21 protein-coding genes are annotated in these 22,464 nt (G+C 71.2%); 12 read left to right on the plus strand and 9 right to left on the minus strand.

The window, feature by feature from the left end; genetic code table 11:
- Positions 1 to 129 precede the first annotated feature (129 nt).
- From NMN56_RS23930 to NMN56_RS23950, 5 genes are all read left to right on the plus strand, one after another.
- Positions 130 to 477, plus strand: coding sequence for a bifunctional 3-phenylpropionate/cinnamic acid dioxygenase ferredoxin subunit (locus tag NMN56_RS23930; protein ID WP_274041439.1), 348 nt, complete (start codon positions 130 to 132; stop codon positions 475 to 477).
- Positions 474 to 1,643, plus strand: coding sequence for an NAD(P)/FAD-dependent oxidoreductase (locus NMN56_RS23935; protein ID WP_274041438.1), 1,170 nt, complete (start codon positions 474 to 476; stop codon positions 1,641 to 1,643). The genes NMN56_RS23930 and NMN56_RS23935 overlap by 4 nt, the downstream gene beginning before the upstream one ends.
- Before the next feature lie 320 nt (positions 1,644 to 1,963).
- The gene (locus NMN56_RS23940; protein WP_274041437.1) at positions 1,964 to 2,842 is read left to right on the plus strand and encodes an FAD binding domain-containing protein; all 879 of its coding nucleotides are present in this window, start codon (positions 1,964 to 1,966) and stop codon (positions 2,840 to 2,842) included.
- On the plus strand, positions 2,839 to 3,324 hold the full coding sequence (locus NMN56_RS23945; RefSeq protein WP_274041436.1) for a (2Fe-2S)-binding protein: 486 nt from the start codon (positions 2,839 to 2,841) through the stop codon (positions 3,322 to 3,324). Before NMN56_RS23940 ends, NMN56_RS23945 begins: the two co-directional genes overlap by 4 nt.
- On the plus strand, positions 3,321 to 5,843 hold the full coding sequence (locus tag NMN56_RS23950) for a xanthine dehydrogenase family protein molybdopterin-binding subunit (protein WP_274041435.1): 2,523 nt from the start codon (positions 3,321 to 3,323) through the stop codon (positions 5,841 to 5,843). Before NMN56_RS23945 ends, NMN56_RS23950 begins: the two co-directional genes overlap by 4 nt.
- 28 nt (positions 5,844 to 5,871) lie before the next feature.
- On the opposite strand, the gene NMN56_RS23955 is transcribed toward NMN56_RS23950, so the two are convergent.
- Together NMN56_RS23955 and NMN56_RS23960 are read right to left on the minus strand one after the other, a co-directional pair.
- Positions 5,872 to 7,233, minus strand: coding sequence for a hypothetical protein (locus NMN56_RS23955; RefSeq protein WP_274041434.1), 1,362 nt, complete (start codon positions 7,231 to 7,233; stop codon positions 5,872 to 5,874).
- The gene (locus NMN56_RS23960) at positions 7,230 to 7,799 is read right to left on the minus strand and encodes a hypothetical protein (protein WP_280842701.1); all 570 of its coding nucleotides are present in this window, start codon (positions 7,797 to 7,799) and stop codon (positions 7,230 to 7,232) included. Before NMN56_RS23960 ends, NMN56_RS23955 begins: the two co-directional genes overlap by 4 nt.
- Before the next feature lie 478 nt (positions 7,800 to 8,277).
- Between NMN56_RS23960 and NMN56_RS23965 the strand changes: the two genes are divergently transcribed.
- A complete protein-coding gene (locus NMN56_RS23965; RefSeq protein WP_274041432.1) occupies positions 8,278 to 8,667 on the plus strand; it encodes a hypothetical protein in 390 nt (129 codons plus the stop codon).
- An 81-nt stretch (positions 8,668 to 8,748) separates the two neighbouring features.
- Here NMN56_RS23965 and NMN56_RS23970 read toward each other — a convergent pair whose 3' ends face one another.
- From NMN56_RS23970 to NMN56_RS23990, 5 genes are all read right to left on the minus strand, one after another.
- Entirely contained in the window at positions 8,749 to 9,423 is a 675-nt protein-coding gene (locus NMN56_RS23970) for an AIM24 family protein (RefSeq protein WP_274041431.1), read from the minus strand.
- Positions 9,424 to 9,517: 94 nt separating this feature from the next.
- Positions 9,518 to 10,393, minus strand: coding sequence for an enoyl-CoA hydratase-related protein (locus tag NMN56_RS23975; protein ID WP_274041430.1), 876 nt, complete (start codon positions 10,391 to 10,393; stop codon positions 9,518 to 9,520).
- A complete protein-coding gene (locus tag NMN56_RS23980) occupies positions 10,390 to 12,609 on the minus strand; it encodes an acetate--CoA ligase family protein (protein WP_274041429.1) in 2,220 nt (739 codons plus the stop codon). The genes NMN56_RS23975 and NMN56_RS23980 overlap by 4 nt, the downstream gene beginning before the upstream one ends.
- A 104-nt stretch (positions 12,610 to 12,713) precedes the next feature.
- Positions 12,714 to 13,880: an acyl-CoA dehydrogenase family protein gene (locus NMN56_RS23985; protein ID WP_274041428.1), complete on the minus strand. Its 1,167-nt coding sequence runs from the start codon at positions 13,878 to 13,880 to the stop codon at positions 12,714 to 12,716.
- Between the two features lie 51 nt (positions 13,881 to 13,931).
- Positions 13,932 to 14,585: a thioesterase family protein gene (locus NMN56_RS23990; protein WP_274041427.1), complete on the minus strand. Its 654-nt coding sequence runs from the start codon at positions 14,583 to 14,585 to the stop codon at positions 13,932 to 13,934.
- 176 nt (positions 14,586 to 14,761) lie between these two features.
- Between NMN56_RS23990 and NMN56_RS23995 the strand changes: the two genes are divergently transcribed.
- Positions 14,762 to 15,616 carry an IclR family transcriptional regulator gene (locus tag NMN56_RS23995; protein WP_274041426.1) on the plus strand — a complete coding sequence of 285 codons (855 nt, stop codon included), beginning with the start codon at positions 14,762 to 14,764 and terminating at the stop codon, positions 15,614 to 15,616.
- A gap of 389 nt (positions 15,617 to 16,005) precedes the next feature.
- A complete protein-coding gene (locus tag NMN56_RS24000; protein WP_274041425.1) occupies positions 16,006 to 16,200 on the plus strand; it encodes a hypothetical protein in 195 nt (64 codons plus the stop codon).
- Positions 16,201 to 16,431: 231 nt separating this feature from the next.
- Here the strand turns inward: NMN56_RS24000 and NMN56_RS24005 are convergent, their stop codons facing one another.
- Complete coding sequence (locus tag NMN56_RS24005; protein WP_274041424.1) at positions 16,432 to 16,752, minus strand: DUF6332 family protein; 321 nt, start codon at positions 16,750 to 16,752, stop codon at positions 16,432 to 16,434.
- A 316-nt stretch (positions 16,753 to 17,068) separates the two neighbouring features.
- On the opposite strand from NMN56_RS24005, the gene NMN56_RS24010 reads away from it, so the two are divergent.
- The 3 genes from NMN56_RS24010 to NMN56_RS24020 all read left to right on the plus strand — a co-directional run bounded on the left by NMN56_RS24010 (position 17,069) and on the right by NMN56_RS24020 (position 20,215).
- Positions 17,069 to 17,653 carry an antibiotic biosynthesis monooxygenase gene (locus NMN56_RS24010; protein ID WP_274041423.1) on the plus strand — a complete coding sequence of 195 codons (585 nt, stop codon included), beginning with the start codon at positions 17,069 to 17,071 and terminating at the stop codon, positions 17,651 to 17,653.
- 755 nt (positions 17,654 to 18,408) lie between these two features.
- A complete protein-coding gene (locus NMN56_RS24015; protein WP_274041422.1) occupies positions 18,409 to 19,392 on the plus strand; it encodes a D-2-hydroxyacid dehydrogenase in 984 nt (327 codons plus the stop codon).
- A gap of 142 nt (positions 19,393 to 19,534) precedes the next feature.
- Complete coding sequence (locus NMN56_RS24020; protein ID WP_283742503.1) at positions 19,535 to 20,215, plus strand: hypothetical protein; 681 nt, start codon at positions 19,535 to 19,537, stop codon at positions 20,213 to 20,215.
- On the opposite strand, the gene NMN56_RS24025 is transcribed toward NMN56_RS24020, so the two are convergent.
- Positions 20,172 to 21,227 (minus strand): MBL fold metallo-hydrolase, encoded by a 1,056-nt coding sequence (locus tag NMN56_RS24025; protein WP_274041420.1) that lies wholly within the window; start codon positions 21,225 to 21,227, stop codon positions 20,172 to 20,174. The two genes, NMN56_RS24020 and NMN56_RS24025, sit on opposite strands and share 44 nt — an antisense overlap.
- Before the next feature lie 336 nt (positions 21,228 to 21,563).
- Here NMN56_RS24025 and NMN56_RS24030 point away from each other — a divergent pair, with 336 nt between their 5' ends.
- Entirely contained in the window at positions 21,564 to 22,415 is an 852-nt protein-coding gene (locus NMN56_RS24030; RefSeq protein ID WP_274041419.1) for a helix-turn-helix domain-containing protein, read from the plus strand.
- Positions 22,416 to 22,464: the final 49 nt, after the last annotated feature.

Raw genomic sequence — 22,464 nt, forward strand, 5'->3', positions numbered from 1 at the left:
CTGTTGCGCATCACGCTGCATCGTGCGCGATACGGAACTCGGATAGTAGCGAACAGCCCCCTGAAACGCTCCGGGCCGGGTGCTCCGGCCCCACGGACACAGCTGAACCCGCTCGCGAGGTGATTCACAGTGATACCCGTCTGTCGCCTTGAGGACCTGCCCGCAGGTGACTCCATCCGTCTCGACCTCGAACCTCCCATCGCCGTCTTCAATGCCGACGGCGAGCTGTATGCCGTCGACGACACCTGCACACACCAGGACGCCTCGCTCTCCGAGGGCTGGCTCGAAGGCTGTCTGGTCGAATGCCCACTGCACGCGGCTTCATTCGATCTCCGGACCGGCAAGCCCACCTGCCTCCCGGCCCGCCGCGCCGTCCGCACGCACCCCGTGAGTGTGCTCGACGGCACGGTCTGGGTGCACGCGCCCGCCGAGGAAACCACACAGGCCGCCGAGGCCGGACAGGGGACCGCAGCATGAGGACCGTCACCGTGATCGGCGCCTCGCTCGCCGGACTGTACGCCGCCATGGAACTGCGCTCCCAAGGGTATGACGGGCGGCTCGTCATGGTCGGTGAGGAAACCCACCGGCCCTACGACCGCCCGCCGCTGTCCAAGGAGTTCCTCAGGGGTGCCGTCACCGCCGAACGGCTCTCGCTCGCGGAGGCCGACGAGATCGGCGAACTCGATGCCGACTGGCTGCTCGGGACCCGCGCCGAGGGGCTCGATCCACCCGCGGGGAGCGTACTGCTGGAGGGTGGCCGAAGGCTGCCCACCGACGGCGTCGTTCTCGCCACCGGCGCCGTCCCCCGCACACTGCCCGGCGAACCTCTTCACGGAGTCCACACACTGCGTACACTCGACGACGCTGCGGCGCTCCGTGAGGAACTGAGCAGGGGGCAGGTGCGGGTCGTGGTCATCGGCGCCGGATTCATCGGTGCCGAGGTCGCGTCCTCCTGCGCCACGCTCGGCCACAACGTCACCGTCGTCGAGGCGGCCCCGCAACCCCTGCTGCCCCAACTCGGCGACGAGATGGCCAGGTTCTGCGCGGACCTGCACACCGACCACGGCGTCAGCCTGCAAACGGGTTGCGGCGTGAAGGCCCTGCACGGCGACGTGCACGGCCGCGTCGACTGGGTCGAACTCACCGACGGCAGGCACCTGCCGGCGGATGTCGTGGTCACCGGTATCGGAGTCAGCCCCGCGACGGGCTGGCTGCGGGGCTCCGGCGTCCCCCTGGACGACGGCGTCGTCTGCGACGGGGGCGGCGTGGTCGCTTCCCTGCCGGGCATCGTTGCCGTCGGCGACGTGGCACGCTGCGCAGGGCACCGCTCCGAACACTGGAGCAGCGCCATGGAACAGCCGGCGGTCGCCGTACGCAACCTTCTCGCCGGCTCCACCGTCGAGACGCATACGGCGCTGCCGTACTTCTGGTCCGACCAGTACGGCGTCCGCCTCCAGCTCGCCGGGCACCGCGAACAGGCCGACACCCTCCGCATGGTCGAGGGGTCACCGGAGGACCGCAGCTTTCTCGCCGTCTACGAGCGCGACGGCGCCACCACGGCGGTCCTCGCGGCCAACCGCCCCCGCCCCTTCACCCGCCTGCGCCGAGAACTGGCCCGCTCGGGCGGACTCGCCACCGTGTGACCCACAGCCGGCACCAGCTCCCGGCACCTGCCGCGGGGACCGGCGGCCAGTAACGGCGGCCGGTCGCGGACCGCGGGGGCCAGGGCCGCTGCATTACGGGCCGCCGGGCCGCCGGGGCAGAGGACCGTTGGGCTCCCGGCTCCCGGCTCCTGGCGCCCAGCTCGCTCCCGGCTCCCGGGCTCTCCGCCCGTCCGGCCCTCGGGCAGGCCGGTCGTCAGCGCGGCGGTCTTGCCTGGCGGCCCGCGTACGCCCAGGCTGTGGCCATGGGCCAGGGACCCGGGCAGGCCGGGCCGGCCGACACCCGGGAAAGGTGCCGTCCAGTGAAGCCTCCCGTGTTCGAGTACATGGCGCCGCGCACCGTCGAGGAGACGGTGCGGGTGCTGGGCGCCGCCGAGACCGCCGGGGGAGCGGTGCCCCTCGCCGGAGGGCAGAGCCTCATGCCGCTGCTCAACCGGCGCAGAGTACGGCCCTCGCTCCTCGTCGACCTCAACCGGGTCGCCGACCTCGACACCCTCATCGTGGGGGAGCGGACCGTACGCATCGGCGCGCTCACCCGGCTGCGCACGCTGGAGGCACACGGCCCGCTGCGCACCGCACTGCCCGTACTGCACGACACCGTACGGCTCGTCGCCCACCCCCAGGTGCGCAGCCGCGCCACCCTCGGCGGCTCGCTGTGCCACGCCGACCCGGCCGCCGAACTCCCCACTCTCGCCCTCGCGTTGGGCGCCCGGCTGCGGCTCGCTTCGGCGGGCGGCGCCCGCACGGAGACCGCTGACGAGTTCTTCGCGGCGGGCGGCACCTCACGTCTGCCCGGCGAACTGCTGACCGAGGTCGAGTTCCCCGTACCCGAGGGCTTCCGCTTCCACTTCGAGGAGATCCCCCGGCACGCGCACGGGGGCTTCCCCCTCGTCGGCGTCTGCGTCGGCGTACGGCGGGACGCGGCGGGAACCGTCACCCACGCCCGGATCGCCGCCGCCGGAGCCGCCGACCACCCCCTGCGTCTCACCGAGGCCGAACGGGCCCTCACCGGGCGCCAGTTGGGCGCACCGGACGGAGTCGCACGCGACGTGCTCGACGCCGCGACGGCGCAGGCTTCCCCGCCCTCCGACCTCCACGGCAGCGGAGCCTTCCGCACCGCCCTGCTGCGCACCGCACTGCGCCGCGCCGTCACCACGCTCAACGGACAGGAGACAGCATGAGCGTCGCAGCGGTACGGACGGTCACCCTGACCGTCAACGGCACCGAACGCACCGCACGCACCGAAGTCCGCACCCTGCTCAGCGACTTCCTGCGGAACGCGCTCGGCCTCACCGGTACCCACGTCGGCTGCGAGGAGGGCATCTGCGGCTCGTGCACCGTCCTGCTCGAAGGCGTCCCCGTACGCGCCTGCCTCATGCTCGCCGTACAGGCCGAGGGCGCGCGCGTCGAAACCGTCGAGGGGCTCGCGCAGAACGGTGAACTCACCGGCCTCCAGAGCGCGATGCGGGACGAACACGGACTCCAGTGCGGCTTCTGCACCCCCGGCATCCTCATGAGCCTCACCGCCGCCGAACGTGAGGGGCTCTCCGAGGAGGAGACAACGGGCCAGGTCCTCGCGGGCCACCGCTGCCGCTGCACCGGCTACGCCGGAATCCGCGCGGCCGTCGCCCGCCGCCGGAAGGAATCGGAGGCCACGCCATGACCACTCCCCACACCCCGGACGACCGGCCCGGAACCCCGGACTCCGACCGCGCCCCCGGCGCCGGCCCCGTCTCCGACGCCGCGGGCCCCCGGCTGATCGGGCGGTCGATGCCCCGCATCCACGACGACCGCATTCTGCGCGGTGACGGGCGCTACACCGACGACATCGAAGCGCTCGATGCGATCGACGCGCACGGCGGCGGCTCCCTCGCGCACGCCGCCGTTCTGCGCAGCCCCGTACCGCACGGCCGCCTCACCCGCTTCGACGCGGACACCGCGCGCGCCGACAGCCGTGCCCTGCTCGTCATCGGGCCCGACGAGATCGAGCGGCACGCCGATCCGCTCCCCACCGTCTGGCGGATGCCGGGCCAGCTCCAGGACCGTATCCAGGTCGCCGACCGTACCGTCCGCTACGTGGGACAGCCCGTCGGCCTCGTCGTCGCGAGCAGCCGTGCGGCGGCCGAGGACATCGCCGAACTCGTGGAGATCTCCTACGAACCGCTGCCCGCCGTCGTCGGCGTGGACGCAGCCCTCGCACCCGGCGCACCACTCCTGCACCCCGCCACGGCCGACTCCACCGGCACCCCAGGCCCCACCGGCACCCCAGGCCCCACCGGCGCTCCCGAGGGCACCGGCCCCGCTCATGGCAACCAGGCGGGGGAGGCCAGATTCGGGGACCCGCGGGCCGATGTCGAACGCGTCATCGCGGCGGCCCCGCACGTCACCACCCGCGAACTCGCCGTTCAGCGCGTCAGCTACACCTCGATGGAACCGCGCGCCGTCCTCGCCGAGTGGATCCCCGGCACCGCACAGCTGAGCCTCTGGTCCAGCACCCAGGTCCCGCACGCGTTCCGCTACGGCCTCGCCCGGGCGCTGCGGCTGCGCATGGACCAGATCCGGGTGAGCGTGCCCGACCTCGGCGGCGGCTTCGGTGGCAAGACGGTGCTGCACGTCGACGAGACCCTGGTGTGCCTCGCCGCCAAGCTGCTCGGCCGCCGCGTGAGGTGGACGGAGGACAGGAACGAGGCGCTCACCGCCAGCTACCAGGGCAGAGGCCAGAACGTCACCGCGCGCCTCGCCCTCGACACCGACGGCCGTTTCCTCGCGCTCGACGCGCACATCAGGGGCGACCTCGGCGCCTTCGCGACCCAGGCAGGCTCGGGTCCCTTCCAGATCGCCGGGCAGTCCATCGAGGGCCCGTACCGCTTCGACCGCGCGGGCGCCACCGTCACCGCCGTCTACACCAACGCCGTACCCACCGGCGCCTACCGCGGCTACGGCATGCAGGAGGCGTGCTACGTACGCGAACGCCTCATCGAGGAAGCCGCACGCGAACTCGGCCTGGAAGCACACGAGTTGAGACTGCGAAACCTCGTCTCCGCCGCCGAGATGCCCTACACGACACGCGCCATGTCCACCTACGACACCGGCGACTACGCCGCTGCCCTCCGCGCCGCCCGCCAGGCCGTCGCGGGGCTACCGCGCGAGCGCACAGGACGCGTACGGCGCGGCGTCGCCGCCGTCCCCAGCATCGAGGCCACCGGATACGGGCCGACGGCGCTGCAGGAGACGATCGGCATAGAGGCCAGCGGCTGGGAGAGCGGGCGCATCCGCGTCAACGAGGACGGCACCGTCACCGTCTACGCCGGGGCCATCGCCATGGGGCAGGGCATCGAGACCACCCTCGCCCAGATCGTCGCCGACCGGCTCGGCCTGCCGCTCGCGCATATCGCCGTACGCCTCGGCGACACCGAGACCACCCCGCACTCCGACTACTCCTCACAGGCCAGCCGCTCCGTCGTCGTGTGCGGCGGCGCGCTGATGCGCGCCGGCGAACAGATGCGCGCCCGCATGCACGCGCTGGCGGCGAGCTACCTGGAGACCAGCCCCGAGGACATCAGCCTCGACGCGGAACAGGTCTTCCACGCCGGAAAGACCTCGCGCACGATGACCTGGCGCGATGTGGCACACCGCGGCTGGCTGGGCTGGGGCAGGCCGGCCCACGACCGCATCATGCTGGAGGAGACCGTCGACTTCGACCCGCCCGCCATCACCTACGCCTACGCGGCGCACGCCGCGGCCGTCGCCGTCGACCTGGATACCGGGAAGATCACCGTCGAGGGCTACTGGGCGTTCCCCGACAGCGGCGTCCTCGTCAACCCCGCCATCGCCGAGGGCCAGACCGTCGGCGCCGTGGCCCAGGGCCTCGGCATCGCCCTCACCGAAGAGGCGGCCTACGACCCGCACACGGCCCAGCCCCTCGCCACTTCCCTGTGGGACTACGAACTCCCCGCCCCCGCCACCGTCCCCACCGTCCACGTCACCCACACCGAAACCCCCAGCACCTTCATCCCCGGCGGCTTCAAGGGCCTGGGTGAGGGCGGCATCATGCCCCCACCCGTCGTCCTCACCAACGCCGTGGCCGACGCCGTCCCCGAGATCGCCCCCGCCCTCCACCGCACCCCCCTCACCCCGTACCGCGTGTGGACTCTCGTCCAGGAGGCGGGGTTGGAGGGCTGAGTATCCGCGCCGCCGTTTCTCCGGCTCCTCACACGCCGTGAGGCTCCGGCAGGTGGTGACGTCCGGGAGGCAATTGGGGAAGACGTGACAGCTCCCCGCGGCCCGCCGCGATGACGTTGTGCAGATGCTGCGGTGACCAGCCCGGTGGAAGGGGCAGGTCCGCGGCGACATCGGCCGCGGTGAAGGGTGCGCGCAGCCACCGGCTCAGAGCCCGCCAGTCTTCGGTGGGCTCGTTCTCACGTCGCTGGGACGGAAGCGGGAGGTCCCAGGGATTTCTTCTGTATTCGGTGGCATCACAGCCGTAGGCGTGGAGGAGCCCTGAGCGGCGGATCAGGCAGGGAAAGCAGCATCCGCAGTGCGCGACATCCGATCTCCCGTAGTGCACAGGGCTACGCCCACAACTCACGGAGAGCGCGGCCTCGGAGGGCGTCACCCCAGCTTCGCGGATCGCCGCGCACACCCCGCCTTTCGTCTCCCGCCACAGCGGGTTCTCCACCCGTACGCTGCCACCCACCGCGCTGATGAGCTGGTTCAGCAGATGCAGGGTCCACGGGTGCACGGAGCGGGTGGAGCAGGCCCCGGCCCTGGCCGGGCTCAGGGGCGGATTGAAGGCCACCTGTCCGTTCTCCGGAACTTCTACGGTGGGCAGTTCATTGACGGCCGCCACATGCAGGCCCGCGACGGCGTAGAGAAAGCCCCGGGTGCGGGACGACACCTCCAGTCGGCCTTCCAGTGGGTCGCGCTCCCGCAGCTCCGGGTCGCGCTCCCGCAGCTCTTGGGGGAGCACGGTCCGACGGATCGTGCGGCCTCGCCGTTTCTCGTGACAGACAAGGCGGAGAGCGGCCTCCTGGCAGGATTTCAACGGCGCATCGTTGAACGTCACCAGGTGCAGGGCGTCACGGCTCCCGTCGCTGACACGTCGGAGTGCCCAGCTCAGAGAGTCCAGGCCACCGGAGAACAGTGTCACTTCGCCTGAGCGGCAACCGCCAGCATAGAAAGCCGGGTTGGGGACGTCATCCCCGGTTGCACGGTGGAACTCCATAGCCCACATGTCCCCCGTCGCCGTGCGCAGCAGCCTCTCCAGGACAGGACACGCCTGGCTCGTCCACAGCTCAGGATCGACAACCGGAACCGAGAGATGGATCGTTCGGGTCCAGCCGTCGTCGGCCTTACTTCTCCTGGACAGTTTGTCGGCCAGGTAGACGGCACGGGCACACCGCAGTAGATCCGCGCTCCAGGACGGCGGCTCAGCAGGGCCCGCAGTGAAGCCGGGGACATCCCAGGCGCGATCCGTCTCCTTGTAGTGACGCTGGGATATACGCGTCCAGCCGCTCTCACGTGGGGCATTATGCTGCCCGTCCGCATACCAATAGCGGAACGTGCTGCTCATGGTGCCCTCGCCCCTTCCCTGGGTGATTCGCCGTGCAGATGGTTCACGACTTCCTCCAGCAGAGAACGCGCCACGACGGGAAGCGGCTCCTTGTGGCCCCTTGCCTTCTTCTCCTGACACGGGTTGGGAAGTTCGGCGGCTATCCTTCTGGCCGCCCACTCCGTCATGTGCGCCACGGGGTCCGAGTCGGGTGCGAATACCTCGCCGACAAGGTGCTCGGCCAGGGCCGAGGCCAGCAGTTCACTGAAGAAGTCACCGAAGAAAAGACGGAAGAGCAGCCCGAAGAGGTCGTCACCGAGCCGCCATGCGCCGGCGGTTCCGCCGCCTGCTACGGCGGCGTGCAGGTCGGGGCTCTCATCGAGGAGTTTCCAGCCGGTCGAGACTGCGGCTCGCCTGAGCGCCGCGCCCGTCACAGTCCCGTCGTCCGCGTTCAACTGGTCGGCGATGCCTGCCAAGAAGACGGCGACCCTGCCTTCCGCGGTGCTCTCGTCGGAGCGACCTGGACGGCTTGTATAGCGATCAGCGCCCTCTTCCGCAAGGTTGGCCAGTACCTCGACCAGTCGCACGCCGCCCGAGCGAGTGGTCTCGTCCAGGGGCAGTGACGACGTTCCGGATTGGTAGGTCTGCTGGAGGGCGGAGACCGCCTGGGCTGCGATGCCGTCCAGCCGTTCGACATCTCGGGAGTTGTACCCTGCCCACCACGTCAGTCGCCGGCGTACCGTTTCCCAAGGGTTTCCTGAGAGACTTCGATCACTGGGCCCCGGCCAACGTGTCGAAGTTCCCAAGAGTTCCCCCTGTGGCTGATGTTTCTGCCTGTGTAATGGGAAAGCAGTCCTGTTCTGAATAGTTCAGCAGCCTCCCCAGATGCCATGAAGAGATTTTTCAGTCAACCTCTCTCCGGGGCTGAATCGGCAGGGTGTCACGTGCTGCACCTGCTGAGAAGTAAGACGACTTGGGTGGCGCACGGGCGCGCTATGGGCGTACTGGGTCGTTGCCATGTGCGCCCTTACTCCGGGCCCATGGAGTCCCTTACCTTCATCGAGCATGGGAGGAATCGCAGAGCTCTTGAAGAAGCGTTGGGGAGTGGTCCTTCTCGTTCTCGGCATCCTGGCGTGGGCCACCAACGTGGTCGGGCCCGCTGTGTTGATTGTGGTCGCGTCGCTGTCCGTGCTCTATTTCCTTTTGAGCGCGCCGCTTCGATGTATTGCCATGGGGCGGCAGGGGCGATGCCGGAACAATGCGAACGGCCTGCTGCGCGGGTGTTGGATCCGAGAACACAAATGGCAGGGCGCGAAGACGCTGTGGGGCAGCGGGCCGGAGCAGGACCGTAATTCCGTGCTGGCAGGGGACCGGCAGCAGAGAAGCGCGACGTTGGGCGTCGCGACGGGAGTCATCTCGGCGCTCGTGGCATGCGCCGACTTCGTATTCAAGTAGCCCGCAGAGTGCTCAGGGCCGCAGCGTGCGGGTAGCCGGCCGCCTGGCAGCAACCCGCACATCGGCGTGCTGAGCGGTGAGTCAGTTGCTTGCCGGGGTGGGCTTGGCCTCGCTGGGGCGGACGATGACGAAGCCTTCGCCTTCGAGCTGGAGTTGGACCGCCTCGCCGGAGCCGCCGCGGATCATCGAGCCGACGCTCTGGGAACGGTGGAGCGAGGTGCGCAGCTGGGCGCTCCAGCCGACCACGGCGTCCGTGTCGACGTAGACCGGTGCCTGCGGTGACACCGGTATGACGATGGGGATGCCCTCGCAGATCACGGCCAGCCTGCCCTGGCCGGTGAACACGCTGTTGAAGAGCCCGCCGCCGGTCATGCCTGCGCCCTTGACCATGCCGATCTCGTAGTGGAGCCCGGCATCGAAACAGAGCACGTTACGGCCGTTCACCGTGAGCGCGTCACCCGGTGCGATGTCCACGATGAAGCAGTTCGCCGCCTCGTGCGCGAACCACGCCTCGCCCTGACCGCTCACCGTCATCAGCGCCAGGCCCTCACCGGTGACCTGCCGCTTCAGGAAGTTCCCGACCCCCTGTCCCTTCTTCTCGAAGCGCAGATTGCCCCGGAACGCGACCATCGCGCCCTGGCGCGCGTAACACTCGCCGTTGACGGTGTACTTCACGCACTTCTCGTTCTGAAGCTCCATACCTGGAGCGCTGCTGTACTGCGCCATGTTCTTCGACGCGAAGAGATCACTCTGCATCCCCGCATACTCCCCCGGAACTCCGCCCTCCACGAGCCCGCTCCCCAGGCTTCGTAGGAGCGGGCCCTCGGGGGAGTTGGAGCGGCGGAGCCGTTCAGTGGCCCGTCCAGCGGGGTTCGCGTTTGGCGGCGAAGGCGCGGGGGCCCTCCAGCGCGTCCTCGGACGTGAGCATCGTGCGGTAGCGGGGGAGGGGTGCCCGGTGCATATGGGCGTAGCCGTCCCGGGTGGCGAGGGACTGGGTCTCGGCCAGGACTTCGGTGACGGCGGCGACGGCCAGGGGAGCGGCCCGGGTGATGTCGCGGGCGAGGGCGAGCGCACTGTCCAGGAGACCGGTCGCGGGGACGACGCGGTTGGCGAGGCCCCAGGTGGCGGCCTCGGCGGCGGGGAGGCGGCGGCCGGTGAGGAGGAGTTCGGCTGCCACGGCCCGGGGCAGGCGCTGGGGGAGCCGCAGGACGCCGCCGGAGTCGGGAATCATGCCGATCCGGACCTCGGGGAGCCCGAACTCCGCGTGTTCGGACGCCACCAGCAGGTCGGCCGCGAGGGCGAGTTCGAAGCCGCCGCCCATGGCGAGCCCGTTGACGGCCGCGATGACCGGCTTGTCCAGCTCGAAGAACTCGGTCAGCCCCGCGAACCCACCTGGCCCGTGGTCGGCGTCCACCGCCTCGCCCTCCGCCGCCGCCTTCAGGTCCCAGCCGGCGGAGAAGAAGCGGTCGCCCGCACCCGTGAGCACGGCCACCCGGAGCGCCGGATCCCTTCGCAAACGGTCGAACGCCGCGTAGAGCGCGTTGCTCGTGGCCACGTCGATCGCGTTCGCCTTCGGGCGGTCAAGCGTGATCAACAGGATCGCCCCGTCCACCACTTCCTGCCGTACGGTCCCGGCCCCGGACCCGACTGCTGTCTGTGCGCCGGCTCCGGACCCGGCCCTGGACCCGGTCTCCTGGCCCGCCGTCGTACCGGTCTCCTGCGTCATACGTTCCTCCTGATCAGCGCGTCCACCGCCACAGCGCCCCGCCCCTCGGGCAGGACCAGCAGCGGGTTGATGTCCAGTTCGGTGACGTCGGTCTCGTATGCGTGCCGCGCGGCTGCGAGGATCGCGTCAACGGTGGCGGGGACGTCGCCTGCGACACGGCCCCGGTAGCCCGCCAGTACGGGCCAGATGCGCAGTGACCGCAGCGCTTCCTCGATCTCCGCGCGCGGGGCGGGGAGGAGGAGCGTCGTGGTGTCGCGTACGAGTTCGACCAGGACGCCGCCGGTGCCGAGGGTGAGCGCGGGCCCGAACTGTTCGTCCCGGCGTACCCCGACGAGGAGTTCGGCCACCGCGTCCGACTCCATACGTTCGATGAGGAACGTCTCGGCGAGGTCCCGCATCTGCGTGACGGCCTCGCGTACGTCGTCGCCGTCGGCCAGGCCGAGGCGCACGGCGCCGGCCTCCGTCTTGTGGGCGAGGGCGGGGTCGAGGGCCTTGGCCACGACGGGGTAGCCGAGTTCCGCTGCCAGCGCCTCGGCCTCCACCGCACCGGCCGCCACACCGCCCGCCGGGACCCGGACCCCGGCGGCCAGCAACTCCCGCTTCGCCGCGTGCTCGTCCAGCGCGGAGTGGGTCACGGCGTCAGGCACCACCGGGTGAGGCACGGAGTGAGACACCGGGTGAGGCACCGAGTGGATGGCGGTCACAGAGGGCACCGGAGCCGCCGGGGCCGCCGATGCCACCCCACGGGCCGCCGCGATGGCGCGGACGCAGTCCGCGACCCCCTGTAGAGGCGCGATGCCGGCTCTGACCAGCCGTTCGCCCACGTCCTCCGGAATCCCCTCGGGCAGCGAGCTGACGACGCACGCGCGCGCACCGCCCACCCCGGCGGCGCTCCTCGTCCCGGCGGCGTCGCCCGTCCCGGCTGGCGCCGCCCCACTTGCCGCGTCAGCATCCCGCGCTCCCAGCGCGGCCACGAACGCGTCCAGCGTGGTGGACCAGGCGCCGTCGGCGCACCGGTCGGGGCGCGGGAGGTCGAGCAGCAGCAGGCCCACATCCGCCGGCGTGGTCAACAGGGCCTCGAAGCAATGCCGTTGGGCGTCGACGTCGCCCCAGATCGCCGTCTGGTAGTCGAGCGGGTTGGCGACATGTACGCGAGGGCCCAGCACGGAACGGACGCCCTCGGCCGCCGGCCCCGACAGCTCCGGCAGCTCGGCGCCGTACGCGTGTGCAGCGTCGGCCACGAGCGCGGCCTCTCCGCCTGAGCAACTCGCGGAGACGAGCCGCGTGCCCGGCAACGGGCCGTGCACGTGGAGCAGCTTCAGCGTCTCCAGGAACGTACCGATCTCGTGCACCCGTGCCACACCGAGGCGCCGGAAGAGCGCGTCGCACAGCACGTCCGAGCCCGCGAGCGAGCTGGTGTGGCTGAGGTTGGAACGGGCTCCCAGCTCCGAGGTGCCCGTCTTCAGCGCGACCAGCGGCACCCCGTGCCGCCGTGCGGCCCTCGCCGCGCGGGAGAACGCCCCGGCGTCGGCGATGCCCTCCAGGTGGAGACCGATCGCGGTGACGCGCGGGTCCTCGGCCAGCGCTTCGATCAGTTCGGGTATGCCGGTGACCGCGCTGTTCCCGGCCGTCACGACGTGTGCGAGGGGGAGGGAGCGGCGCTGCATGGTGAGGTTCTGTCCGATGTTGCCGCTCTGCGTGATGACCGCGACGCCGCTCTCGACGCGCCGCCCGCCGTGCTGGTCGGCCCAGAGCGCGGTGCCGTCGAGGTAGTTGAGGACACCGATGCAGTTGGGGCCGATGACGGGCATGCCGCCGGCCGCCGTACGCAGGTCGTCCTGGAGCCGCGCCCCCTCCGCGCCCTCCTCGGCGAAACCCGACGCATGGCACACGGCGCCACCCGCGCCACGTGCGGCCAGCGCGCCGACCACCTCGACCGTTGCCGCCCGGGGCACCGCCACGAACGCCGCGTCAGGTGCGGCAGGCAGCGAGGCCACGTCGCGGTGACAGGGCAGGCCCTCCAGGCTGTCCCGGTACGGGTGTACGGGCCAGATCTCGCCGCCGTACCCCAGCGCGCGGCACTGCCGCACCGCCTCAGCCGCCGCCTCACCCCCGAACACGGCGATGTGCCGCGGCGCGAACAGCCGCCGCATGCGCCCCTGAACCGCCGTGTCCTGTACGGCCCCTGGGTGTTGCGTGGGCCGCGAGTGTTGCATGGGCCGCGAGCGTCGCGTGTCCTGTACGCGCACCGCATTCCCTGCGTGATCCTCTGCGTGGTTCCCTGCGTGATCCCCTGCGTGTGGCGTGGCCCGCGCGTCCATCAGGCGCCCAGCGGACGCAGCAGCGAACGCGAGATGATGTGGCGCTGGATTTCGCTCGTACCGTCCCAGATACGTTCCACGCGCGCGTCGCGCCAGTAGCGTTCGACGGGCAGTTCGGCCATCAGACCCATGCCGCCGAAGACCTGTACCGCCTGGTCGGTGATACGGGCCAGCGTCTCCGTCGCGTACAGCTTGGCCATCGCCGCGTCCCTGTCGCTCATGCCGCCCGGTTGGTCCTGCTTCCACGCGGCGCGCAGCGTCAGCAGCTCCGCAGCCTCCAGCTCGGTCGCCAGGTCGGCGAGGGGGAAGCTCACGCCCTGGAAGCGGCCGACGGGCTGCCCGAACTGGCGCCGTTCCGCCGCCCATTCGGTCGCCATCTCCAGCACCCTGCGCCCGCGTCCCACGCTCGTCGCCGCGACCGACAGCCGGCTCGCGCCCAGCCACTCACCCATGAGTGCGAAGCCCTCGCCCTCCTCGCCCAGGCGTTGAGTCGCGGAGACGCGGCAGTCGACGAAGGACAGTTCGCACTGGTGGTAGCCCCGGTGCGAGACACACCCCGAGCCGCGCCGCACGGTCAGCCCCGGCGTGTCCAGGTCGACGAGGAAGGCCGTGATCGCGGAACGCGGCCCCCGTGGCGTCTCCTCGGGGTTGCCGGTGGCGGCGAAGACGACGGCGAAGTCGGCCATGTCGGCGTGGCTGATGAAGTGCTTGGTGCCGTTGAGTACGTAGGCGTCACCCTCACGTGCCGCGCGCGTCGTCATCGACCGTACGTCCGAGCCCGCGCCCGGCTCCGTCATCGCCAGGCAGTCGTGGCGCTCGCCGCGCACGGTGGGCAGCAGATAGCGCTCGCGCTGCTCGCCCTCGCACGCCTGGAGGATGTTGCCGGGCCGTGCGACCAGCATCTGGAGCGCGTAACTGGTTCTCCCCAGCTCACGCTCCACGAGGGTCATGCTCACCGCGTCCAGCCCGCCGCCCCCGATCTCGGCGGGCATGTTCGCGGCATAGAGTCCGGCGTCGATCGCCTTCGTACGGATACGCTCCGCGACCTCGGCCGGCACCTCGTCCAGGCGCTCGACGTCGTCCGCATGAGGGTCCAGTTCGGTCGTCACGAACTTCCGTACGGTCTCGACGATCATCTTCTGCTCGTCGGAGAGTTCGAATCGCATGGTCACTCCTTGCGTGGGACGGCTGCGTGCGGGGCCCCGTCGGGGCGTTGGTCAGCGGGGCGTGCCGGGGGTATCGGAGGTGCCAGGCGTGTCGGGTGCTCCGGCGGTACCGGGCGCGTCGGGGGCGCCGGGCGTTCCGGGGCCGGAGGCGGCCGGGGTGCGGGGCCGGTGCGGGATGCCCATCGGGCGGCCGACGGATTCCGGAACGGGCAGCCGGGAATGCGCCCGCCGGATCGCGTCGAGCCGCCGCGTCAGTTCGTCGGGGAGCGGGCGCGCACGGCCCTCCTCCATGTCCACATGCAGCAGCAACTGCTCGGCAGTGGCGAGAAGTTGGCCACTCCCGGCATGCCGCATCTCGTGGAACACATGCACCCGCTTGGCATCGTGGCCGAGCACCCGCAGGGTCAGCGCCAACGGGTCGCCCTCGGCGGCCTCGCGCAGGTGGTGCAGATGCGTCTCGACGGTGAACAGGGAGCGGCCCGAGGCGCGGTACTCCTCGCCGATGCCGAGGTAACGGAAGAAAGCGTCCGAGCTGTCGCCGAAGACGAGCAGGAAGCAGGACTCGCTCATGTGCCCGTTGTAGTCCACCCACTTCGGGCTCACCCGCGTCGTGTGCGGCTCCAGCGGCGCGGGGATGGCGGCGCCCTCCTCCCACGCCCTGCTGCCCGTGCCCTCGTACGGCGTGACGATCCGTTCCTCCGGCATTCGACCTCCCGGTCCCGCGCGGCGCCCTGAAGCGCGCCATTCATGGATGTTCATAATGTGCGGTGTCTGTTCGCAATGTGCGACGCTACGAACGGGCCCGGCTCCGCGTCAAGGCATGGGCGGGGGGCGGATTACGCTGCCGGACAGGCAGGACGACAGGCAGCGGGAGACCCGAGATGAACGCAGTGAACGCGGCGAACGCGACCCATGGGGCGCGGACCCATGGGGCAGACCCCCTGGGCGAACGGGACGAGGACGGGCCCGCGCGTTCCGTGAGCGGCGGGCGGGTGCAGTCCCTGGAACGGGCCATCGCCCTGCTCAACGCCGTCTCGGCGAGCGCACCCGCCGGCCGCCCCGCGGCCGAACTCGCCGTCGAGTGCGGCCTGAACCGCGCCACGGCCTGGCGCCTGCTCGCCACCCTCGAACACCATGCGCTCGTCGAACGCGATCCGCTCTCCAACCGGTACGCCATCGGCACCGCGATCACCCGCATGGCCACGACAGCCGGAGTCGAGGGCCTCATCCGCCGCTCCCACGACGTCCTCGAACGCCTCTGCGCCGACACCGGCGAGACCGCCAACCTCGCCGTCGCGCAGCGGCTCGGCCTCACCTACGTCGACGAGGTCACCCCACCCGCCGTGCTCAGCGCCCGCTGGCTCGGACGCTCCGTACCGATCCACGCCACCTCGGCGGGCAAGGCGCTCCTCGCCTGGTTGCCGGGGGAGGAGATCGACGCGATGCTCGCGGGGCCCCTCGCCGAATACACGGAGACCACCCGCACGGACAGCGCCGCGCTGCACGCCGAACTCGCCGACGTACGCGCACGCGGATACAGCGTCAGCGTCGGCGAGTTGGAGCCCCAGCTGTACGGCGTCGCCGCCCCGGTACTCGACGCGTGGGACCGCCCCATCGCCGTCATCAGCGTCTGGGGCCCCCACGACCGCGTCCCCGCAACCCGCTTCCCCGACCTCGGCGCCCAGGCCCAACAAGCGGCCCGCACCATCCGCACCCGCATCGCCCCACCCGACTGATCGCCCCCGCTCCGCAACAGGGCAGACCGCCGATGACGCCCGCCCGATGACGCGCGCGCTGTTCCGACGCAGGTCCTGGCGGAGCTGATCGAGCCGGAAGAAGTGGCTCAGCGCGTGCGCGGCGTGATGCGGTCCGAGCGGTACACCACTCCGCCCCGCGAGGCCATCGACCCTGATGCCTGAGCGACGACCGCTTCACCATCGCCGCCACGGTGAACAGCTCACTGGCGACCGAGCGGGTTCGCATCACATGACTTGAGACTTTCCCTGCTCTCTTCCGGCTACCGCCAGCCTTTTCTGCGCTGAAGCCTCAATAAGCATTTCAATGAAACGATGGAAGGCAGAATTCGGCACCCCCGGCCCCGAAGAAGAAGGGAACGCGCCCCGTCATGAAGTTCGTCCTCGAAGTCGACCTGGCCACCTTGAACCCCGACGCCGAAGCCACCCCCGAACTCGGCCGCATCCTCCGCTACTGGGCCGGCAACCTCCACCACTACTCCCTGACCCCCGGCGACACCTCGGCCCTCTACGACTCCGCGTACCGCGAGGTCGGCGAGTGGCGCATCGAGTGCGGGGGTCAGTGAGGGCCCCGCGGGCAGGTGCGGGCAGGTGCGGGCAGTCCCAGTGACAGCTCAGTGGCAGGATGCGGTGTGGCTCGTTCTCTGAGGTTCTTCTTCGAATACGGGGTGTCCGACACTCCGTTGTGGCCACGCTCGGGCGACAGTCCATACGGCTACCCGCTGTGTCCGGTGTCCGGCGTCTTGATGGACATCGCCCATGGAACGTGGCGCCGTTCGAGGCTGGTGGTGTGCCCTTCAGGGTGCGTCGGACTCGAAAGGGTCCTCCGGGCTTATGAGCCGCTGGAGTTCCCGTTCGGTGCGGTCGGCGCGGAAGCGTCGTAGTACGCGCAGCACATGCGCCGCCGCGACGGCGCTCGCGGTGAGGGCGCCCATGGCGAGGAGGAAGCCCTCCAGGGCGCGCGGGAGCGTCCAGAGTGCGATCGGTATGGCGAATACGGTGAAGACCAGGGCCGCGAAGAGGCACGCACCCATGAACGCGTAGACGATCTCGATGGTGGCCGCGTCCTTCTCGGCGCGCGACCGGGGCCCGCCCCCCGGTGTGCCGCTCATCCCCATACGGCCAGTCTCGCCGCACCGCCGCCCCGGAACAACTCCTGCGGAGGTGCCCGCCCCGCACGGTGTGTGGAGAGGCCGGCCGAGGGGCGGGACCGGTCCCCGGGCTGCGGACCCTGGGCTTCGGGCTGCGGGCGATCTGCCCCTCTTACGGGGGACAGGGGTGTGGTTGACCTGAACCGCGATTTAAGTTCCATCGTGGAGTTGGGGCACGACCGTGTTCCGGGAGGAAGGGAGACCCGTCATCACACGCCGTACCGACTCACTGGCCGAACCCGCCGTATCGCGCGCGGACGGCGCGCTGTTCGAGCTTCTTACCGTGGCAACACCCGAGCGGCAACGCGCTGTGGCCGAAGCCATGGAAGCCGACTGGGCCGCGCACCCGTGGCCGTCGCCGACACTGCTGTCCCGCACCGTTCTCATGGCGAACGACGGCCACACGCTGCTGCGCTACTCACAGGTGACCGACCTCGCCAGGCCACCGCACCCCCCGCTTCCGCCCGGTGAGGAACTACCGGACGGTGACCGGGAGTTGATCGCCGCCCGCCTCTACCGGAGTCAGCGCGTGCCCGGCGCTTCGGGGCCGCCCGGATGCGTCGTTCTCGTCGACCGTGCCTTCGACCGGCCCGACCCCGAGGGCGCACGGCATCTGGTGGACACGCTGTTCGAGAGCGCGAGCGGCCAGTCGCCCGCCGATGGGCTGATCGGCGCGTACTTCTACGTCAGTTCCGACGGTACGCGCGTCCTCAACTACGCTGAGTGGACCGACGAACAGGCCCACAAAGCCGCGATCGGCAACCGTCCGCGCGGCAACGCCCAGTGGGAAGAGGCCCACACCTGGCCGGGCCTGCGCCGCACCAACTTCCTGCGCTTCCGACCCCACGCCGGGACCGCCGCGCCATGACTGCGCCGCGCCGTGACCGCACCGCGGCATGCCACTGCCGCCGCCCCGCGATGACGCGCGGCGGACCGCGTCGTGTCGCATCGCGGAGATGCTTCGCGCTTCGTGATGTTGCCTGTTGTCCCGCGCCTGGCTGGGTTGAACGGTGCCTGGCGTCGCGCCGCGTGATGTGACGCCTCGCTGTGAGGCGACGGCGTCCGGCGACCGTGCTGCTATGTGTGCCGATATGTCGGCCGAGGGCGGTAATCCCGCACGGTAGTAGCTGCGGTCTCCTGTACACCGGCAGCCGTATCCGGCACATCGGCGGCTGTATGCGATCTACCGGCAGTCGTATCCCGGCGTGCTGGGTGCTGACGGCGGTGTCCCGTATACCAGCGACGCCGGCGGGGCCCTTACGCCGGTATCCCGTATCCCGCATACCGCGTACCGCCGGTGTCGCGGGCCCTGATCGCGGTACTCCGTGTCCCGTATCCGGTATCTCGTATACCAGCGACGGTGACGGCGACAGCTATGGCGCCCCGCAGTGGGTGGACGGCGGTGCCCCGTGCCCTCGCGGGCGGTTCCGCAGATCGCATCCCGCAGACCGCATACGGTGTCCCGGCCCCGCAAGCCCCACATCGCATACAGTCGCCCGCATCCCGCATCCCGCATCCCGCATCCTCTCCCTGCCGGCCGACGACATAGGTTTTGATCATCGGCCGCCGAGCGGCGGCGACGATGGGCAGGGCAGGACAGCGCAGGCGAGGAGGCTGGGGCGGATGACAGATGGGGTGGACGTGGAGTGGGTCGCGGGGCAGTTGGAGCGGGCCGTCGTCCTGGCCGATCCGTCCCTCTCCCCGGAGCTGACCGGTGGCCTTGAGGAGTTCACCGGGCGCCCGCTCGGTGAGGGCACGGGCCCCGTCGTACATGTCGGACCGACGCTCCCCGCCGAGTTTCGGGCAGGGCGCCGCAGCGCGGGCGACGGAAGCGAGGGAAGCGACCGGCTGATGTGGGTGCACAGCACCAACGCGGGGGTCGACGGCATGCTTGGCGATGTCTCGCCGTGGCCGGAGGGCGTGCTGTTGACGCGTACGGTCGGGCGGATGGGCGAGCGTATCGGGCAGTACGTGCTGGCGTGGGCGCTGGCCGACTGCCAGGACGTACGCGGTTTCCTGCGCCAGCACGCGTCACGCACATGGCGTCGCCTCCCCACCGAGCTGGCCGAGGGGCGCCGCGCCGTCATCTTCGGCACCGGCAGTATCGGTGCGGCGGTCGCCGCCGCGCTCCGGTGCTGCGGCATCCGTACGACCGGTGTCGCCCGCACGCCGCGCGAGGCGCCCGGCTTCGACGAGGTCTTCGCGTTGGAGGCGCCCGAGCTGACCGAGGCGCTCGGTCAGGCCCACTGGGTCGTCAACGCGCTCCCTCTCACCCCCGCCACCACCGGCCTCTTCGGTCCTCGGCTGCTGTCGGCGATGAACGGCGCCACGTTCGTCAACGTGGGACGCGGTGAGTCCGTCCAGACCGAAGCCCTCGCCAAGGCCCTCGAAACCGGTGACGTCGGCGGGGCCGTTCTGGACGTACTCCCCGACGAACCCGCCCCGCCTGACTCTCCCCTCTGGGACCTCCCCAACACCGTCATCACCTCCCACTCGGCGGGCATCACCACGCCCACCGACGTCCTCACCGATTTCCGCACGGCCTGGCACGCGCTCCGTTCCGGCCAACGCCCTGCCCTGTCCGTCCAGTTGGGCCTCGGGTACTGAGGTTTTCCGCCGCTTACGGCGCACCGGTCGACGGCTCCTGGCGAAGGGTGACACTGGCCGCATGGTGAACAAGGGCACGGGAACAGCCACGGAAGCAGCCGCGGAAACAGGCGGGGATGGGGGCCCGGGTAGCGGCACAGAGATGGTCGCTGTGGTCGAGATGCGGGGGTTGGAAGGTTTCGGGTTGTGGGGCATCGCGGAACGGGTGGGGTTCTTGCGGTTGTCAGGGGAGATGTCGGCGGGCGAGGTGGCCGGAGTGGTGGCGCTGCTCGTGGAGTACAACGGGGTCGAGGCGAGGGAACCTGCCGCAGCTGTACGGGAGTTGGTGGAGGCCGACGGACTGGTGGCACCCGGGGGGTTGCGGGTGCGGGACGGGCGCAGCGGCGCCGTTCTCGTGCCCGGGTGCTGCTGTGGGCTGGAGGACTGGCGGGAGTGGGCCGGGTTGGCGGCGGGGGGAGCGCTGTGGCTTGGTCACGACCCTGACCCCGACATCGAGTACACGGCCGACGCCGTCCATCTGTGGCGGGACGGGAAACGGGCTGACGGGGACCGGGTCGTGATCCCGTACGAACGGCTCCCGCAATTGCTGGAGGGGGTCAGGAGTGAACTGACCGCGTTTCTGGGGCTGGTGGTGCAGTGGGCCGAGCAGCTCGAAGCCGAAGACGGCCCCGGACCCGGGCCTCGGCTCGGTGGGCCCGCGCTCGTATCCGGGCCCGGGTCCGGGCTCGGACCCGCGCTCGGGGCGAAGTTGGATGAGGCGTTCTCGTTGACCAGGCCCTTCAGTGGGCCCCGTCCGGAGGCGCGTGGAGGAACGGGCGGTTGAGGTGTGAGGTGGCCAGCAGGGCGTGATGGGTTCGGGCCTCGGACAGGAGGGCGGTGCGGGTGGCGCGTGCGGTGGGCTGGTCGGCCTCCAGGCGGTAGGCGACCTCGGGGTTGGCCAACTGGACGGCGTGCACCAGTACATCGCCGGTGACGACGACGCGTCGCGCGCCCCCGTCGACCAGTACGGACTGGTGTCCTGGTGTGTGACCCGGGGTCGGCACGGCGGTGACGGCGCCGCCCGTGCGGTGGCCGCGCAGCAGCCGTACGCGGCCGTCGATCTCATGCAGCAGTCCGGCGTCGCGCAGCGGTGCGACGACGTAGGACTGGGCGCTGTCGTCCTCGGAGAGTGCGGCGGTCTCGGCTCGCTGGACGACGTGCCGCGCGTCGGGAAACAGCGGGACGCCCTGCGGAGAGACGGTCCAGCCGTAGTGGTCCTCGTGCAGGTGTGTGAGTACCACCGTGTCCACGTCGCGCGGTGCGATGCCCGCCGTCTTGAGTACCTCCGGGAGGTGCCCCGGTACGGGTGCCCAGCCGGAGGCCGGGCTGCCGACCGGGCCGACGCCGGAGTCGACGAGCGCGACCCGGCCGCCGGGGCGGCGTATCGCGTGGCAGCGGAAGGCCAGTTGCCATGCGTCGCCCGGCCCGAAGGCGTCCGGGTCGATGCGCCGGGCACGCGCCCAGTCCTGTGCGTCGGCTTCGGGGAAGGTCTCACGCGCGGTGGCCGGGAACGGGCCGTGCGCGTCGAGCAGGGCCAACACCTCGAACGGGCCCGCGCGGTACGACACGACTCGCGAGCCACGCGCGGCCACGCCCCCCGCGTCCGCCTGCATCCCCGCCTGCGTCTCCGTCCCCGCCCCCGCGTGCCGTGGTGGCGCCGCGTCCCGTGCCCTCGCCGCCCCCGCCGCGGTACCCGCGCCGCCGAGCGCCCACGCCGCCACAGCGCCGGCCCCCGCTCCCACGGCGCCCCGCAACAGTGCCCGTCGCCCCGTGCTTCTCTTCGCGGCTCCGCTCATCACGTACCCCTCCCGAACGTCGTGCCGTCTCGTCCCTACCGTGCGGTCGCGTCCCGATCGTGCGGTCGCGTCCCGACCGTTGTGCCGCCCCGCGCGGCGTACGGGTTTGCGCCGGGCCGTACGGAATGACGACCCGGCGACCCGCACGGAACGGCCCCGTAGGCTCGACCCCGTACACCCGTCACAGGGACCGCGTCAGGCCCATGCTCGGCGCACCCGCGAGTGGGGCGCTTGTAGATGCGTGCGCGTTTGCCAACGTGCCGCGCAACAGGGGGAGTTGGTGCGGCCACGGCCACGGCCACGGTCACGGCTGCGGCTGCGGCTACGCTGCGAGGCATGGCGGTGGAGCGGCGGGTCTATCTGTCCAGTGAGACCACGCACCTGGCTGACGTACGCTGCGGCGCACCGCAGCCCGGCTGGACGCCGGTGCGTCCGGCCACCGTGTTCGGGTTGATCCTGCCCCGGCGCGGTCTCGTACGCGCCCATGTGGACGGTGTGGCACGGCTGTTGGACCCGGCCAGCGTGTATGTGGAACGGCTGGGCAGCGAACAGCGGTTCGCGCACCCCTGTGGCGAGGACGTCTATACGGAGATCGTGCTGTCCGAACCCCGGGTCGCCGCGATGCTCGGCGGTGACCCGACCGTGCCCGAGGGGCTCGTCTACACCACGCCCGAACTCGCCCTGTCCCACCGGCTGTTGCTGAGTTCCGCTCGCGCGGGAGCCGACCCCTTCGAGACGGCCGAGCGTGCCGCGCTGCTGGCGGGCCGTGTCTTCGAGCGCCTGGCACCCGTACGCGCGGCGAGTGGGCGCCCCGCGTCGGCCGCGGCACGGCGGCGGCTGGCGGACGGGGCGCGGGCCGCGCTCGCGGCGGACCCGGGCCTCGGTCTGGAGGCGCTCGGGCGGGCCGTCGGCTGTTCTCCGCACCACCTCAGCCGGGTCTTCACCGCCGTGACCGGCGACACCCTCACCCGCTACCGCACCCGCCTGCGCCTCGTCCGGGCGCTGGACCGGCTGAGCGAGGGCGAGCGGGACCTGAGCCTGCTCGCGGCCGAGCTGGGCTTCAGCGACCAGGCCCATATGACGCACGTCGTACGCCGGGCAGCCGGTCTTCCGCCGGGGCGGCTGCGGGAGCTGTTCCTGTGCGGCCAGGACGGCGGCGACTCTGTGCGGCCAGGACCGCGGGCGTAACTGTCGGTCAGGACCGGGGGCGATTCCGCGTGGCCAGGCGTGAGGCCGC

Origin of the sequence: Streptomyces iconiensis, assembly GCF_028657195.3 — a bacterium.
GTDB classification, from domain to species: Bacteria; Actinomycetota; Actinomycetes; order Streptomycetales; family Streptomycetaceae; genus Streptomyces; species Streptomyces iconiensis.